18 protein-coding genes and 1 tRNA gene are annotated in these 14,151 nt (G+C 63.8%); 14 read left to right on the forward strand and 5 right to left on the reverse strand.

From position 1 onward, the window contains the following. The first annotated feature begins 71 nt into the window (after positions 1-71). The 5 genes from GV068_RS14115 to GV068_RS14135 all read left to right on the forward strand — a co-directional run bounded on the left by GV068_RS14115 (position 72) and on the right by GV068_RS14135 (position 2,950). Positions 72-473 (forward strand): rhodanese-like domain-containing protein, encoded by a 402-nt coding sequence (locus tag GV068_RS14115; RefSeq protein ID WP_159698804.1) that lies wholly within the window; start codon positions 72-74, stop codon positions 471-473. A gap of 29 nt (positions 474-502) precedes the next feature. After that, positions 503-763, forward strand: coding sequence for a glutaredoxin 3 (grxC, locus tag GV068_RS14120; RefSeq protein ID WP_159698807.1), 261 nt, complete (start codon positions 503-505; stop codon positions 761-763). 137 nt (positions 764-900) lie between these two features. Then, positions 901-1,359 carry a protein-export chaperone SecB gene (gene secB, locus GV068_RS14125; RefSeq protein ID WP_159698810.1) on the forward strand — a complete coding sequence of 153 codons (459 nt, stop codon included), beginning with the start codon at positions 901-903 and terminating at the stop codon, positions 1,357-1,359. 96 nt (positions 1,360-1,455) lie between these two features. Further along, entirely contained in the window at positions 1,456-1,896 is a 441-nt protein-coding gene (locus tag GV068_RS14130; protein ID WP_159698813.1) for an SH3 domain-containing protein, read from the forward strand. A gap of 22 nt (positions 1,897-1,918) precedes the next feature. Next, on the forward strand, positions 1,919-2,950 hold the full coding sequence (locus tag GV068_RS14135; protein WP_159698816.1) for an NAD(P)H-dependent glycerol-3-phosphate dehydrogenase: 1,032 nt from the start codon (positions 1,919-1,921) through the stop codon (positions 2,948-2,950). 24 nt (positions 2,951-2,974) lie between these two features. Here the strand turns inward: GV068_RS14135 and GV068_RS14140 are convergent, their stop codons facing one another. Genes GV068_RS14140 through mscL form a run of 4 tightly spaced genes read right to left on the reverse strand, consistent with a single transcriptional unit; the run spans position 2,975 to position 5,707 of the window. Further along, positions 2,975-3,349: a cupin domain-containing protein gene (locus GV068_RS14140; protein WP_159698819.1), complete on the reverse strand. Its 375-nt coding sequence runs from the start codon at positions 3,347-3,349 to the stop codon at positions 2,975-2,977. A gap of 15 nt (positions 3,350-3,364) precedes the next feature. Beyond that, a complete protein-coding gene (locus GV068_RS14145; protein WP_159698822.1) occupies positions 3,365-4,063 on the reverse strand; it encodes a DUF2461 domain-containing protein in 699 nt (232 codons plus the stop codon). A gap of 18 nt (positions 4,064-4,081) precedes the next feature. Further along, positions 4,082-5,293 (reverse strand): Do family serine endopeptidase, encoded by a 1,212-nt coding sequence (locus tag GV068_RS14150; protein ID WP_229464191.1) that lies wholly within the window; start codon positions 5,291-5,293, stop codon positions 4,082-4,084. A 3-nt stretch (positions 5,294-5,296) separates the two neighbouring features. Further along, on the reverse strand, positions 5,297-5,707 hold the full coding sequence (gene mscL / locus GV068_RS14155) for a large conductance mechanosensitive channel protein MscL (RefSeq protein WP_159705016.1): 411 nt from the start codon (positions 5,705-5,707) through the stop codon (positions 5,297-5,299). A 226-nt stretch (positions 5,708-5,933) separates the two neighbouring features. On the opposite strand from mscL, the gene petA reads away from it, so the two are divergent. The 6 genes from petA to GV068_RS14185 all read left to right on the forward strand — a co-directional run bounded on the left by petA (position 5,934) and on the right by GV068_RS14185 (position 10,171). Next, positions 5,934-6,548, forward strand: coding sequence for a ubiquinol-cytochrome c reductase iron-sulfur subunit (gene petA / locus GV068_RS14160; protein ID WP_159698825.1), 615 nt, complete (start codon positions 5,934-5,936; stop codon positions 6,546-6,548). A gap of 1 nt (position 6,549) precedes the next feature. Continuing rightward, on the forward strand, positions 6,550-7,965 hold the full coding sequence (locus tag GV068_RS14165; RefSeq protein ID WP_159698828.1) for a cytochrome b N-terminal domain-containing protein: 1,416 nt from the start codon (positions 6,550-6,552) through the stop codon (positions 7,963-7,965). A gap of 26 nt (positions 7,966-7,991) precedes the next feature. Further along, positions 7,992-8,753, forward strand: a complete 762-nt coding sequence (locus GV068_RS14170; protein WP_159698831.1) for a cytochrome c1 — start codon at positions 7,992-7,994, stop codon at positions 8,751-8,753. A gap of 99 nt (positions 8,754-8,852) precedes the next feature. Then, on the forward strand, positions 8,853-9,464 hold the full coding sequence (locus GV068_RS14175) for a glutathione S-transferase N-terminal domain-containing protein (RefSeq protein ID WP_159698834.1): 612 nt from the start codon (positions 8,853-8,855) through the stop codon (positions 9,462-9,464). A 126-nt stretch (positions 9,465-9,590) separates the two neighbouring features. After that, positions 9,591-10,067 carry a ClpXP protease specificity-enhancing factor gene (locus GV068_RS14180; protein ID WP_159698837.1) on the forward strand — a complete coding sequence of 159 codons (477 nt, stop codon included), beginning with the start codon at positions 9,591-9,593 and terminating at the stop codon, positions 10,065-10,067. A gap of 28 nt (positions 10,068-10,095) precedes the next feature. After that, positions 10,096-10,171: transfer RNA gene (locus tag GV068_RS14185), tRNA-Thr, on the forward strand. 55 nt (positions 10,172-10,226) lie between these two features. Here the strand turns inward: GV068_RS14185 and GV068_RS14190 are convergent. Next, on the reverse strand, positions 10,227-10,775 hold the full coding sequence (locus tag GV068_RS14190) for a paar repeat-containing protein (protein WP_229464192.1): 549 nt from the start codon (positions 10,773-10,775) through the stop codon (positions 10,227-10,229). Positions 10,776-11,111: 336 nt separating this feature from the next. On the opposite strand from GV068_RS14190, the gene GV068_RS14195 reads away from it, so the two are divergent. From GV068_RS14195 to GV068_RS14205, 3 genes are read left to right on the forward strand one after another with little or no spacing between them, the layout of a single operon-like run. Beyond that, the gene (locus tag GV068_RS14195) at positions 11,112-12,377 is read left to right on the forward strand and encodes an ABC transporter substrate-binding protein (protein ID WP_159698840.1); all 1,266 of its coding nucleotides are present in this window, start codon (positions 11,112-11,114) and stop codon (positions 12,375-12,377) included. A gap of 4 nt (positions 12,378-12,381) precedes the next feature. Next, the gene (locus GV068_RS14200; RefSeq protein WP_159698843.1) at positions 12,382-13,257 is read left to right on the forward strand and encodes a carbohydrate ABC transporter permease; all 876 of its coding nucleotides are present in this window, start codon (positions 12,382-12,384) and stop codon (positions 13,255-13,257) included. Between the two features lie 32 nt (positions 13,258-13,289). Further along, positions 13,290-14,147 carry a carbohydrate ABC transporter permease gene (locus GV068_RS14205; RefSeq protein WP_229464562.1) on the forward strand — a complete coding sequence of 286 codons (858 nt, stop codon included), beginning with the start codon at positions 13,290-13,292 and terminating at the stop codon, positions 14,145-14,147. Positions 14,148-14,151: the final 4 nt, after the last annotated feature.

The following is a 14,151-nucleotide window of genomic DNA, read 5'->3' on the forward strand; positions in this document are numbered from 1 at the left end:
AAGGTGCGATTGAAATCCCGATCGGCATCTATTTTATAATGCGCCGATTCAGTTCAACCAACGGAACCCTTGTGAAATTCATTCTCGATAATATCTTCATCGTAGCGATCGCCGTGATTTCCGGTGGCGCCCTGCTCTGGCCGGCACTGGCTCCGCGCGGCAAACGCGCCACCCCGCTGCAGGCCACGCAGATGATCAACCGCGGCAAGACCCTCGTGCTGGACGTCAGGACTGCCGAAGAATTCGCGGCCAGCCACGTGCGCGACGCGAAAAACATCCCGCTGGCAGACTTGGGCAACCGGATCGGCGAGCTGGAAAAGTCGAAGAACCGCACCGTGATCGTCGTCTGCCAGACCGGCGCCCGCGCCGACAAGGCCCTACGCCAGCTGCAGGCGGCGGGCTTCGAAGACGCCCACGCGCTCGAAGGCGGCCAGGCGGCCTGGGTCGCGGCCGGCTTGCCGGTGACCAAATAACGGAAGTAAGCAATCAGGAAGGAAGCACCATGACCGCACACGTCGTTCTCTACCACACCGCCAGCTGCCCCTATTGCGTCCGCGCCGAGCGCCTGCTCGAAGCCAAGGGCGTGACCGACATCGAACGCATCCGCGTCGACCTCGATCCGGAGCAGCGCCAGATCATGATGCAGCGCACCGGCCGCCGCACCGTGCCGCAAATTTATGTGGGCGAGACCCACGTCGGCGGCTTCGACGACCTGTACGCGCTCGACCAGGCAGGCCGCCTAGACCCGCTGCTGAACGGGTAATAACGCCTTATTTGACGGGCTTCGGGTGCGCGGCAGCGGGGGTATTGCGCGCCAGTTGATTTTGATACAATTGCCGTCGCGTTTGACCAAAGTTCCGGGACGGCGCGCCCGTCCACCCACAATTTAGAAAGCGTTCCATGTCTGACGAAAACCTGCAACCAGTATTCCAAATCCAACGCGTCTACCTGAAAGACATGTCGCTGGAACAACCGAATTCGCCGTCGATCTTCCTCGAGCAGGAAGCCCCGACCATCGAAGTGTCGCTGGACGTCGGTGCTGAAAGCATCGCCGAGGGCATCTACGAGTCGACCGTGACCATCACCGTCACCGCCAAGCTGAAGGACAAGGTTGCCTTCCTGGTCGAAGGCAAGCAGGCAGGCATCTTCGAAGCCCGCAACATCCCGGCCGAGCAGATGGATCCGCTGCTGGGCATCGGCTGCCCGAACATCGTCTACCCGTACCTGCGCGCCAACATCGCTGACGTGATCAGCCGTGCTGGTTTCCCGCCGGTGCACCTGGCCGAGATCAACTTCGAAGCCTTCTACCAGCAGCGCCAGCAGGCAATGGCCCAGGCTGCTACCACTCCGGCGCAATAAGCTGTACCCATTCGCGGGCGCCGCAATCGAGCGGCGTTCGCGCCCCGGGCGTACCGGCCTCCGGCGCCCCGGATCACCCTGGTCCTTCGGCCCGCCATGATTCCAATCCGTCTCCTTGCAAGCGTGCTCCTGCTGGTAGCACCGGCTGCGTTCGCCTTCGACTTCAAGAGCGTCGGCGCGGCCCCGGTGATCCTGTACGACACGCCTTCCAGCAAGGGCGCCCGCATGTACGTCGCGCCGCAGGGCATGCCGCTGCAGGTGCTGTCGAGCTATGGCGACTGGGTCAAGGTGCGCGACGCCAACGGCGACCTGGCCTGGACGCCGGCCAAGGGCTTGAGCGCACGCCGCAACCTGGTGGTGCGCACGCCCGGCGCCAAGGTCTTTGCCGGCCCCGACGAAACCTCCGCCGTCCTGATGACGGCCGACAAGGGCGTCGTGCTGGAACTGGTCGACCCCACCGCGCTCGCCTGGATCCGGGTTCGCCACCGCGACGGCATCGCCGGCTACGTGCGCGCCAACGACGTCTGGGGCCTGTGATGCCGCGTTCTTTTTAATCTCCATGCCAGAACAAAAAACACCATCCAAGATCACCGTCCTCGGCGCCGGCGCCTGGGGCACGGCCGTGGCCATCGCCCTGGCCGCCCGCCACGACGTGCTGCTGTGGGGCCGTAATCCCGAGCAGATGGCCGAGACCCAGGCCGCGCGCGAGAACCTGCACTATCTGAAGGGCTATCCGCTGCCGCCGGCCTTGCAGGTGAGCGCCGATTTCGAGGCCGCGCTGGCGCACGTGATCGATGCGAAGGAGAGCGAAGCGCCGCTCCTGATCCTGGCCTGCCCGGTGGCCGGCCTGCGTCCGCTGCTGGGGCAGCTGAAGGGCCGGAATGTGCCGAACGTGGTCTGGCTGTGCAAGGGTTTCGAAGCCGGCACCGGCCTGTTGCCGCACCAGGTGGTGGCCGAAGTGCTGGGCGATAGCGTTCCCGGCGCGGCCCTTTCAGGGCCTTCCTTTGCCCAGGAAGTGGCGCGCGCCCTGCCCTGCGCGCTGACCGTGGCCTCGACCTCGGCGCTACTCCGCGAACGCGTGGTGGCCGCGGCGCACGGCAACAATTTGCGCGTCTACGCCTGCGACGACATGGTCGGCGTGGAAGTGGGCGGCGCGGTGAAGAACGTGATGGCGATCGCCACCGGCGCGGCCGACGGCCTGGGCCTGGGGCTGAACGCGCGCGCGGCCCTGATCACGCGCGGCCTGGCCGAGATCACCCGCCTGGGCGTGCACCTGGGCGCGCAGCCCGGCACCTTCATGGGACTGACCGGCATGGGCGACCTGATCCTCACCTGCACCGGCGACCTGTCGCGCAACCGCCGCGTGGGACTGGCGCTGGCCCAGGGCAAGCAGCTGGACACCATCGTGGCCGAACTGGGTCACGTCGCGGAAGGCGTACCCTGTGCGAAGTCGGTGCGCGCGCTGGCGCGCAGGCTGGGAGTGGAAATGCCGATCACCGAGGCGGTGGCGGCGGTGCTGTTCGATGGGGTGGCGGCGACCCAGATGGCGCAGCAGCTGCTGGCGCGCGATCCGCGCGACGAGCTGGCCTGAGGGACCGGCCCGCCGGCGTTTGATTCAACTCGGGGCGCTGCTCGATTCGCCGGTCGGCCCGCCGGTCCGGACGGCGCCCAGCAGGATGGTCATCAGGGCCACCGCATCCTGGTTGGCGCGGATCGCATGCGGCACGCCGCCCTCCAGGTACACCATCTCGTTCGGCCGCAGGATGGTCGTGCGTCCATAGGCGTCGAACGCGATTTCCCCTTCCAGGCATACCAGGGTCATCTCGCCTTCGACCCAGTGCTCGGGCATCGGCTTTTCCTTCGGCACCACCAAGCGGATCAATTCCATATGATCGGTCTTGGCGAGCGCGATCGACGTGAAATGGGCGATGTCGTCGTCGCCGCGCTGTAATGCGATGCGTTCGCCCGAAACTGCGTGTTGCAAGGCCATGTCGCCCCTCCTTATTTATTCGGTTGATTCCTCTTCTTCGCGCTGCGGCACGCTGCGCAGCCAGGTGACCAGCGCGAACGCATCCTTCATGCCGCTTGCCAGCTGCGGCACCAGCAGTTCCGGCGCATTCAGCAGCAGCGGCACCTCGATCCACACGAAATAGCTCTTGAGCTTGAGGTATTCCACCAATGGGTGGTTCGGATCGACGCCCTTGGGCGGCCGTTGCAGCACGTCTTCGAACTGCAGGTCACCGTAGGTCGCGCGGAGATGCTTATTCTTCAACATTTTGCTGAAGCCTGTCGCATCGTTGACCACGTGTTCGCGGATCGCCTTGAGCCGGTGCGCCGGCGGCAGGTACTCGCCTGCGCCGAACAGCAGCTTGCCGTCGGCTTCGATGTGGAAGTAGTAGGTGGGACCGCCCGCCGCGCTGGGACGGCGCTTGTTCAGGGGCGCGATGCCGGCCGAGAAATGGGTCTTGTAGGGCCGCTTGTCCTTGGCGAAGCGCACGTCGCGGTGAATGCGGAACAGGGCTTTCTTGGGATCGCAGCCGGCCACCTGTTTATCGAAGCTACCCAGCTCTTGAATGAGTTCGGTGACGACCTGGAGGAATTCCGCGCGCAGGATGTCGTAGCGCGGTTTGTTCCACAGGAACCAGGGGCGGTTGTTGTTTTCGCTGAGCTCGCTTAAGAATTGCGTCAGGTCACGCAGGTGCATGGTTGTCCGAAGAAGGGGTTATTGGGGCTGGCGCGGCCGCTTGCCGACGGTGACGTCGAGCGTGGACTCGCGGTTCTTGCGCAGGATGCGCAGCGGCGCCTTTTCGCCCGGCTCGAGCTGGGCGATCAGGTTGAGCATCTCGCTGGTATTGGCGACCATCTTGCCGCCCACCGCGACCAGGATGTCGCCCGGCTGCATCCCGGCGCGGTCGGCCGGCCCGCCGCGCACCACGCCGGCGATGATGGCGCCGCTCGAGCGGCCAAGGCCAAAGCTTTCGGCCAGTTCCGGCGTGATGTCCTGCGATTCGATGCCGATCCAGCCGCGCACCACCTGGCCGTGCTTGACGATGGAATCGAGCACGGTCTTGGCGGTGCTGACCGGGATGGCGAAACCGATGCCGACCGAGCCGCCGGTCTGCGAATAGATGGCCGAATTGATCCCCAGCAGATGCCCGTTGGTGTCGACCAGGGCCCCGCCCGAGTTGCCGAAGTTGATCGCGGCGTCGGTCTGGATGAAATTCTCGAAATGGTTGATGTGCAGGTTATTGCGTCCCAGCGCAGAGATGATGCCGAGCGTGACGGTCTGGCCCACGCCGAAGGGATTGCCGATGGCCAGCACCACGTCGCCCACCCGGGCCTGGTCGGGGTCGCCCAGCACCATCACCGGCAGCTTGCGCTCCGCGATGCGGATCACGGCCAGGTCGGTCTCGGGATCGGTGCCGACGATGGTGGCCGCCGCCTTGCGGCCGTCGGCCAGGCCGACCTCGATGATGTCGGCGCCTTCGACCACGTGGTTGTTGGTCAGGATGTAGCCGTCGCCGCTGACGATCACGCCCGAACCCAGGCTGGCCATCTGCTCGTCGGGTGGCATCCGGTCGCCGAAGAAGCGGCGGAAGAAGGGGTCCTTCAGCAGCGGATGCGTTTCGCGCGAGGCCTTGCTGGTGAGGATGTTGACCACGGCCGGCATGGCGCGCCCGGCCGCTTCGCGGTAGCTGCCGCTGGCCGGCAGGCTGGGCGCCTGCAGCACCGGCACCGCGCTGCCGGCCGGGCCGATGGCGACCTGGGTCGGGGCGCGCTGCAGCCACTCGGGGCGCATGGTGGAGATCACGAAGTACAGCGCCAGCGCGACCGTGACGGCCTGCGCGAACAGCAGCCACAGGCGCTTGAGGCCACCGGGCTGGCGCCGCGGGCGCGTGCCCGGCGGCTTGAGTTCATGGACGCTGTCGTTCACCTGTTACTTTCTCAACGAATCGCGGATGTCGCGCAGCAGCAGGATCTCTTCCTTCTCGGCCGCCGTAGGCGCCTCGCTTGGCCCGCGCAGGCGGTTCACCACGCGCACCATCTGGAAGATGACAAAGGCGAGCAGGACGAAGTTCAAGAGGATGGTCAAAAAATTACCGTAAGCGAGGACGGCGCCGGCTTTTTGCGCTTCCGCCAGCGGCAAATGCGTGCCCTGGCCGTTCAGGGGCAGGTAGTAATTAGCGAAATCGAGGCCGCCAAACAACATCCCGATCGGCGGCATGATCACATCCTTGACGAGCGAATCGACGATGCGCCCAAAGGCGCCGCCGATGATCACGCCGACCGCAAGATCGACGACGTTGCCGCGCATTGCGAACGTTTTGAACTCTCCCAGCATGGACATCGCTTCCCCTTTCATTGTTATTGAGTCAAGCGGATTCATGATACCGCAAGCCCGTTTGCTGCGGATGCACACACGCTTTTCGGGTCTAAGGAGACACGGATATTCCGTGTGGATGTGTCCGCTTGATAATTTTTTTCCAATCGGTATTGCCCTTCACATATAATTTTGTGTTGCTGGAAGCTCTTTATTAATTCTTAAGATTCGTTTTTCACGGAGTGGGGTTGGTATGAGTAATGAAAAGCAGGTCGATTCAGGCCGGCGCGGGCTGCTCGTCGCAACATGCGCGGCAGGCGGCGTCGTCGGGGTATCTACGGCGGGAGTTCTCGTCAGCACCTTCCAGCCGTCGGAGCGCGCGAAAGCCGCCGGCGCCCCGGTCGAGGTCGACATCTCCGACGTCAAGCCAGGCGAAATGAAAGTGGTCGAATGGCGCGGCAAGCCGGTGTGGATCCTGCGCCGCACGCCCGAGATGCTGGCCACCCTGGAAAAGGACAGCGCCGAACTGGCCGATCCGAACTCCGAAAAAGAGTACCAGCTGCCCACCCCGGAATATGCCCGGAACCCGTTCCGCGCCCGCCAGGAGCACAAGGACGTGCTGGTGGCGGTCGGCATCTGTTCCCACCTGGGCTGCTCGCCGTCCTCGCGCCTGGCGTCGGGACCGCAGCCGAACCTGCCCGACAACTGGCCGGGCGGCTTCCTGTGCCCTTGCCACGGCTCGACCTTCGACCTGTCGGCACGCGTGTTCAAGAACAAGCCGGCGCCGACCAACATGGATGTTCCCCCTTACATGTACCTGTCCGATAACAAGATCGTGATCGGCAAAGACGAGAAAGGCGAGGCATAACATGGGCGGCCCATTCAAAGAAACCCAGGTTCCGGCCAACGCACCGGTCGGCACCAAGGCCCTGGCCTGGGTCGACGACCGCTTCCCGCTGTCGAAGCTGTGGAACGACCAGTGGGGCAAGTACTACGCTCCCAAGAACTTCAACGTCTGGTACCTGTTCGGCTCGCTGGCGATGCTGGTGCTGGTGCTGCAGATCGTCACCGGCATCTTCCTGACCATGCACTACAAGCCGGACGCCAACCTGGCCTTCGGTTCGGTCGAATACATCATGCGCGAAGTGCCGTGGGGCTGGCTGGTGCGCTACATGCACTCGACCGGCGCCTCGATGTTCTTCATCGTGGTCTACCTGCACATGGCGCGCGGCCTGATGTACGGTTCCTACCGCAAGCCGCGCGAGCTGATCTGGCTGTTCGGCTTCGCGATCTTCCTGTGCCTGATGGCCGAAGCCTTCTTCGGCTACCTGCTGCCATGGGGCCAGATGTCCTACTGGGGCGCCCAGGTGATCGTCAACCTGTTCGGTGCGATCCCCGTGATCGGCCCGGACCTGTCGCTGTGGATCCGCGGCGACTACGTCGTGTCGGACGCAACCCTGAACCGCTTCTTCGCCTTCCACGTCATCGCCCTGCCGCTGGTCATCCTCGGCCTGGTCGCCGCCCACCTGATCGCGCTGCACGAAGTCGGCTCGAACAACCCGGACGGCATCGAGATCAAGGACAACCTGGACGCCAACGGCCATCCGGTGGACGGCATCATGTCGCACCCGTACTACTCGACCAAGGACTTCTTCGGCGTGTCGGTATTCCTGCTGATCTTCTCGGCAGTCGTGTTCTTCGCGCCTGAGATGGGCGGCTACTTCCTGGAATACAACAACTTCCTGCCGGCCGACTCGATGAAGACCCCGCCGCACATCGCGCCGACCTGGTACTTCACCCCGTTCTACTCGGTGCTGCGCGCCACCACCGCCGACTTCATGTACGTGCTGATGGCCGCGGTCGCCGCCTACGTCGTGTTCATCTGGCTGAAATCGCGCCTGGCCTACAAGACCAAGATCGTGGTCGCCATCATCGGCCTGGTCCTGATCGTCGGCATGCTGCCGCAGGTGCTGGATGCGAAGTTCTGGGGCGTGGTGCTGTTCGGTTCCTCGGTAGTGATCATCGCCCTGCTGCCGTGGCTCGACCACTCGCCGGCGCGCTCGATCCGCTACCGTCCGGACTGGCACAAGTGGGTGTACGTGGTGTTCGGCCTGTGCTTCGTGGCCCTGGGCTACCTGGGCACCCAGCTGCCGACCCCGGCCTACACCATCATTTCGCAAGTGGCGACCCTGCTGTACTTTGCGTTCTTCCTGTTGATGCCGTGGTGGAGCACGATGGGCCGGTTCAAGCCGGTCCCGACGCGCGTTACCTTCACGCCACACTAATCGGACCAGAGCACAAGGACACCAACATGAAATTTGCGAAGAAACTGATCGCCGTCCTGGCACTGGTGCCGGGACTGGCATTCGCCTCCGAGGGAGGCTTCCCGCTGGAGCGCGCGCCGGATCGCCACGACCTGTCGTCGCTGCAGAACGGCGCCAAGCTGTTCATCAACCACTGCCTGAACTGCCACTCGGCCTCGAGCATGCGCTACAACCGCCTGCGCGACCTCGGCCTGTCGGAAGAGCAGATCAAGAGCAACCTGTTGTTTTCGCAAGACAAGGTTGGCGGCATGATGACGACCGCGATGCGCCCGGACGACGCCAAGGCCTGGTTCGGCGCGGTGCCGCCGGACCTGTCGGTGATCGCGCGCGCGAAATCGTCGCCTTCGGGCACCGGCGCGGACTACCTGTACACCTACCTGCGCTCCTTCTACAAGGATGACGCCCGCCCGACCGGCTGGAACAACATGGTGGTGCCGAACGTGGCGATGCCGCACGTGATGTGGCAGCAGCAGGGCGTGCGCCAGGCGAAATTCCAGGAAGTGCCGGACCCGCACGAACATGGCAAGATGATCCACAAGTTCGCCGGTTTCGAGCAAGTCACCCCGGGCACGATGAGCTCCCAGGAGTTCGACACCGCCACCGCCGACCTGGTTGCATACTTGAGCTGGATGGCTGAGCCAGCGCAAGGCCAAAGGAAGAAGTTGGGCGTAATTGTGTTGATCTTCCTGTCGATTTTCGCCTTCCTGGCCTGGCGCCTGAATGAATCGTACTGGAAAGAAGTGAAGTAAATTCGCTTTCATTGCCCGGTTGGCTATAATACGGGCAATCATTTTTCGGGGTGAATCGCTAGGCGCTTCACCCCATTGTTTCTTGAGGAACTACAAACCATGATGGTTCTCTACTCCGGCACCACGTGCCCGTTCTCCCAACGCTGCCGCCTCGTCCTGTTCGAAAAGGGCATGGACTTCGAGGTGCGCGACGTCGACCTGTTCAACAAGCCGGAAGACATTTCGACCATGAACCCGTACGGCCAGGTCCCGATCCTGGTCGAGCGCGAACTGATCCTGTACGAGTCGAACATCATCAACGAGTACATCGATGAGCGCTTCCCGCACCCGCAGCTGATGCCGGCCGACCCGCTGATGCGCGCCCGTGCCCGCCTGATGCTGTTCAACTTCGAGAAGGAACTGTTCGTCCACGTGCACACGCTGGAAAGCGAGCGCAACAAGGCGAACGACAAGAACCACGACAAGGCGCGTTCGGAAATCCGCGACCGCCTGACCACGCTGGCTCCGCTGTTCCTGAAGAACAAGTACATGCTGGGTGACGAGTTCTCGATGCTGGACGTGGCGATTGCCCCGCTGCTCTGGCGCCTGGACCACTACGGCATCGAGCTGTCGAAGACCGCGGCCCCGCTGATGAAGTACGCCGAACGCATCTTCTCGCGTCCGGCCTACATCGAAGCGCTGACCCCGTCCGAGAAAGTGATGCGCCGTTGATGCCCTGCGGGCGAGTTCCCTCGCCCGCATTGCGCGTCCCGGAATTCGGTACGCGCCCGTTTCGGACGCCGCCCAGGCGAATCCGCTAAACTGGCGCGCACAGGTATAGCTTTTTTAATCACATCCATGTCAGAGATCTCCACCAAGCCCTACCTCCTGCGCGCCATCTACGAATGGTGCACGGACAGCGGCTATACGCCCTACCTGGCCGTCAAGGTCGACGCCGCTACCACGGTGCCGATGGAATACGTGCGCAAGGGCGAGATCATCCTGAACATCAGCTACGGCGCCACCTCGGGCCTGAAGATGGACAACGATGCGATCCACTTCCGCGCCCGCTTCAACGGCGTCTCGCGCGAGCTGTACATCCCGGTGCAGAACGTGCTGGCGATCTACGCCAACGAGAATGGCCAGGGCATGGCGTTCGAGGTGAACACCACGGCGTCCGAGATGGCATCCTCCGCGCCGGAAGAAGCGTCGGCGCCCTCGCTGTCGGCGGTGCCGGCCAAGCAGGAGACGCCGGCCGAAACCGTCCCGGCGCCGGACGACAACGACGAGCCTCCGAAGAAGGGTGGACGCCCGACGTTGACACGCATCAAATAGCGTATAATCGTTGTTCTAAGGATCACACGCCGACTTAGCTCATCAGGTAGAGCAGTTGATTTGTAATCATCAGGTGGCGGGTTCGAGTCCTGCAGTCGGCACCAGTATTCCTAGCAAAAGCCCAGCCACTCGGTTGGGCTTTTTGCTTTGGTGGCCGCCCTATCCCGTCAGGCCGCCGGCAGACCGGTACGCAGCCAGGAATTTCTCGAACTTGAGGAAAGGCTGCGGCGGATAGTGATTCGCCTGGCCCGGCCCTCTCGGCAATGCTGCCCAGATCTTGGCGACCTTGGGCATGGCCTCGACGATGTTCCCCTTCTTGATGGCTTCGATCACGCCGAGGCTGCGCAGGATCTCTACCGCAATCAGGTCCTGCGTGTGCGGCGAAAAGTCCCTCAGTCCCAGCTTGGCTCCGTGATGCTCCCAGGTCGGTCGAGTAATCTGGTACATCCCCGCAGCAGTCGTCTTGCCGTCGATGCCAGTCCCAGGATGGGTAGAGGTATCGCGGAAGCGCCAGGGGTCGTGGTTACGCCCCTTCAGCGCGCCGTACTTGAAGTCATAGCCGCCGCCCTCGGCTGCGGCGATCGCCTTGAGGAAAGCGGCGACGTTGGGATGGGCCAAGTGCCTTGCGTTTTCCGCCAGCAGCGCTGCGCTGCGCGAAGATGGCCGGGCGGCGGGCTCCGGCGAAGCCGTGCGTTTTGCGTCGGACATGATTCCTCCCAACGAGTGCTGGCTGGTGCCGGCGCCACAGATAGCTCCGGCTCCTGAACTCATCTTAGGAAGGCAGCGCACCCGGCTGTTGAGCGGGCGCAGACCGCAGGACCGCTGGGTTCAGATTCTTTGCGCAAATAACTTGCAGCTGAGTACAAAAGTCGCGCGAGAAATCAGGAACACATTGCTTCAAACTTGACTTCCGGACATGAAAAATGTGCCAGAATCCTAATTGCAATATTTGTTTGACCCTGATTTCACCCGGTGCTATAGTCGGGCAAAGCCGATGGTAACGTTTCCAACTTACCAAAAATAATGGCGCAGAACGGAGACACGATGTTCACAGTACGCACCCTGGCGGCGGCCTGCGCATGGCTCGCCGTTGCCATGTCAGCCGCTGCGTCGGCGCAGGCTGCGTCGGTGCTTGCCACGTCGGCCGCCCCCAAGGCCGAAGTCATCCACTGGTGGACATCCGGCGGCGAATCGGCCGCGGTCAAGCAGGTGGCCCAGGCCTACCGCAATGCGGGCGGCGTCTGGATCGACACCGCGATCGCCGGCGGCGACCAGTCGCGCGCCGTGACCATCAACCGCATCGTCGGCGGCAACCCGCCCACCGCGGCCCAGTTCAACACCTCCAAGCAGTTCCTCGACGTGATCGAAGCGGGGATGCTCAACAACGTCGACAGCGTGGCGCGCGCCCAGAACTGGGACCAGATGCTGCCGCCGCCGATCATCGACGTCATCAAGGTGCAGGGTCACTACTACGCGGTGCCCCTGAACATCCACATGCAGACCTGGTTCTGGTATTCGAAGGCCGCCTTCCAAAAGGCCGGCATCACGAAGGAGCCAAGCAGCATGGCCGAATTCTTCGCCGCCCTCGACAAGCTCAAGGCGGCCGGCATCATTCCCCTCGCCCACGGCGGCCAGTCCTGGCAGGAGACCGTGCTGTTCTCGGCGATCCTGGCCAATATGGGCGGCAAGGAGCTGTACCTGAAGGCGATGCGCGATCGCGATCAATCGACCCTGCTGTCGCCCGAATTCCGCAATGTGCTGCTGGCCTTCAAGCGCCTGAAGTCCTATGTGGATGCCGGCTCGCCGGGCCGCAACTGGAACGACGCGACTGCGCTCGTCATCGCTGGACGCGCCGGCTTCCAGGTGATGGGCGACTGGGCCAAGGGCGAGTTCACCAATGCGGGGCAAAGCGCGGGCCAGCACTACGGCTGCATGGCCGGCTTCAATGCCGCCACGCCTTACCTGATCCAGGGCGACGTGTTCGTTTTCCCGCGCACCGACAACGCCCAATCCGTGCGCGCCCAGCAGCTGCTGGCCAAGGTGGTGTCGCAGCCCACGCTGCAGGTCGGCTTCAGCAAGCTGAAAGGCTCGATCCCGGTGCGCACCGACGTCGACGCGACGGAGCTCGACCTGTGCGCCCGCAAGGGCATCGAGATCATGAAGGACCGCGCGCGCCAGGCCGGCGTGACCGAGGTCTACCTGACGCCGGACCAGAACGGCGCCATGCAGGACGTCCTGACCGCTTACTGGAACACCAATATGCCGGCCGAACGCGCCCAGAAGAGCATCGCCAACGCACTCAAATACTGACGCCATGCTCCCGATCCGCGCCCACAAGCTGAGTCCTCACATCGCCCTGCTGCCGATGGCGCTGACGGTGCTGGTCGCCTACATCGGCGCGGCCCTGTGGACCTTCCGCACCTCCTTCACGGCCTCGCGCACCTTCGCATCCGATAACTTCATCGGCGCCGCCCAGTACATCCGCCTGTTCGACAACGAGCGCTGGCTGATCTCGCTGAACAACCTGGCCGTGTACGGCGCGCTGTTCATCGTCGCCTGCATGGTGCTCGGCTTCCTGCTGGCCGCCTTCATCGACCAGAACGTCAATGGCGAAGGTTTTCTCCGCACCGTCTTCCTGTATCCGTATGCGATGTCCTTCATCGCCACGGGCCTGGTCTGGCAATGGATGCTGGCGCCGGGCGCCGGCATCGAGGGCGCGGTGCGCCAGCTGGGCTTTTCGAACTTCAGCTTCGACTGGATCATCGACCAGGAGATGGTTATCTACACCATCGTCATCGCCGCCGTCTGGCAGGCGTCGGGCCTGGTGATGGCGATGATGCTGGCCGGCCTGCGCGGCGTCGATCCGGAGATCTACAAGGCGGCGCGCCTGGACGGCATCCCGGCCTGGCGCGTCTATCTGCAGATCGTGCTGCCGATGCTGGGACCGACGGTGGCCACCGTGTTTCTGCTGCTGTGCACCGCGGTCGTCAAGCTGTACGACGCGGTGGTGGCGATGACCGGCGGCGGACCGGGCACGGCGAGCGAGGTGCCGGCCAAGTTCATCATGGACCACCTGTTCCTGCGTTCGAACATCGGGCTGGCCTCGGCCGGCGCCGTGACCCTGCTCATCCCGGTGCTGGCCCTGCTGGCGCCCTATGCCTACGCACGCAGCCGGAGGAAACGCGCATGAGCCAGACCACTTTGCCGCTCGCCGCCCCTGTCATGTCTTTCGATGCTGCCCCGGCCATGCGCCGCAAACGACTCTCGCCGGCCCGCATCGGCGTCTACGCCTTCCTGTTCAGCGCCGCCCTGTACTTCCTGCTGCCGCTGTACGTCATGATCATCACCTCCTTTAAGTCGATGGACGAGATCAGGAACGGCAACGTGTTCGCCCTGCCCCTGCTTGCCACCGTCGAGCCGTGGAAGAACGCCTGGAGCCAGGTCAGCGGCGGCTTCTGGAATTCGGTAGCGATCACGGTGCCGAGCACCGTCATCCCGATCCTGCTCGGCGCCATCAACGGCTATGCCCTGTCGTTCTGGAAGCCGCGCGGCGCGAATTTGCTGTTCGGCGTGCTGCTGGCGGGCGCCTTCATCCCGGTGCAGGTGATGATCTATCCGCTGGTGTGGATGATGGCGCGCGCCGGCGTGTTCGGTTCGCTCCCGGCCATCGTGCTGGTGCACGTCATCTTCGGCATGCCGATCATGACCCTGCTGTTCCGGAATTACTATGCCTCGGTGCCGCACGAGCTGTTCCAGGCCGCGCGCATCGACGGCGGCGGCTTCTGGCGCATCTTCCTGCAGGTGATGCTGCCGATGTCGCTGCCCATTATCGTGGTCGCCGCCATCATGCAGGTCACCGGGGTGTGGAACGACTACATCCTCGGCCTGGTGTTCGCGGGCCGCGAGCATGCGCCGATGACGGTGCAGCTGAACAACGTGATCAACACCACCACCGGCACCCGCCTGTACAACGTCAACATGGCCGCGACCATCCTGACGGCCGCGCTGCCGCTGGCGATCTACTTCATCTCGGGACGCTGGTTCGTGCGCGGTATCGCCGCCGGCGCCGTCAAAGGTTAATCTC

The organism is Massilia sp. 9I, from assembly GCF_902506415.1.
Lineage (GTDB): Bacteria > Pseudomonadota > Gammaproteobacteria > Burkholderiales > Burkholderiaceae_D > Telluria.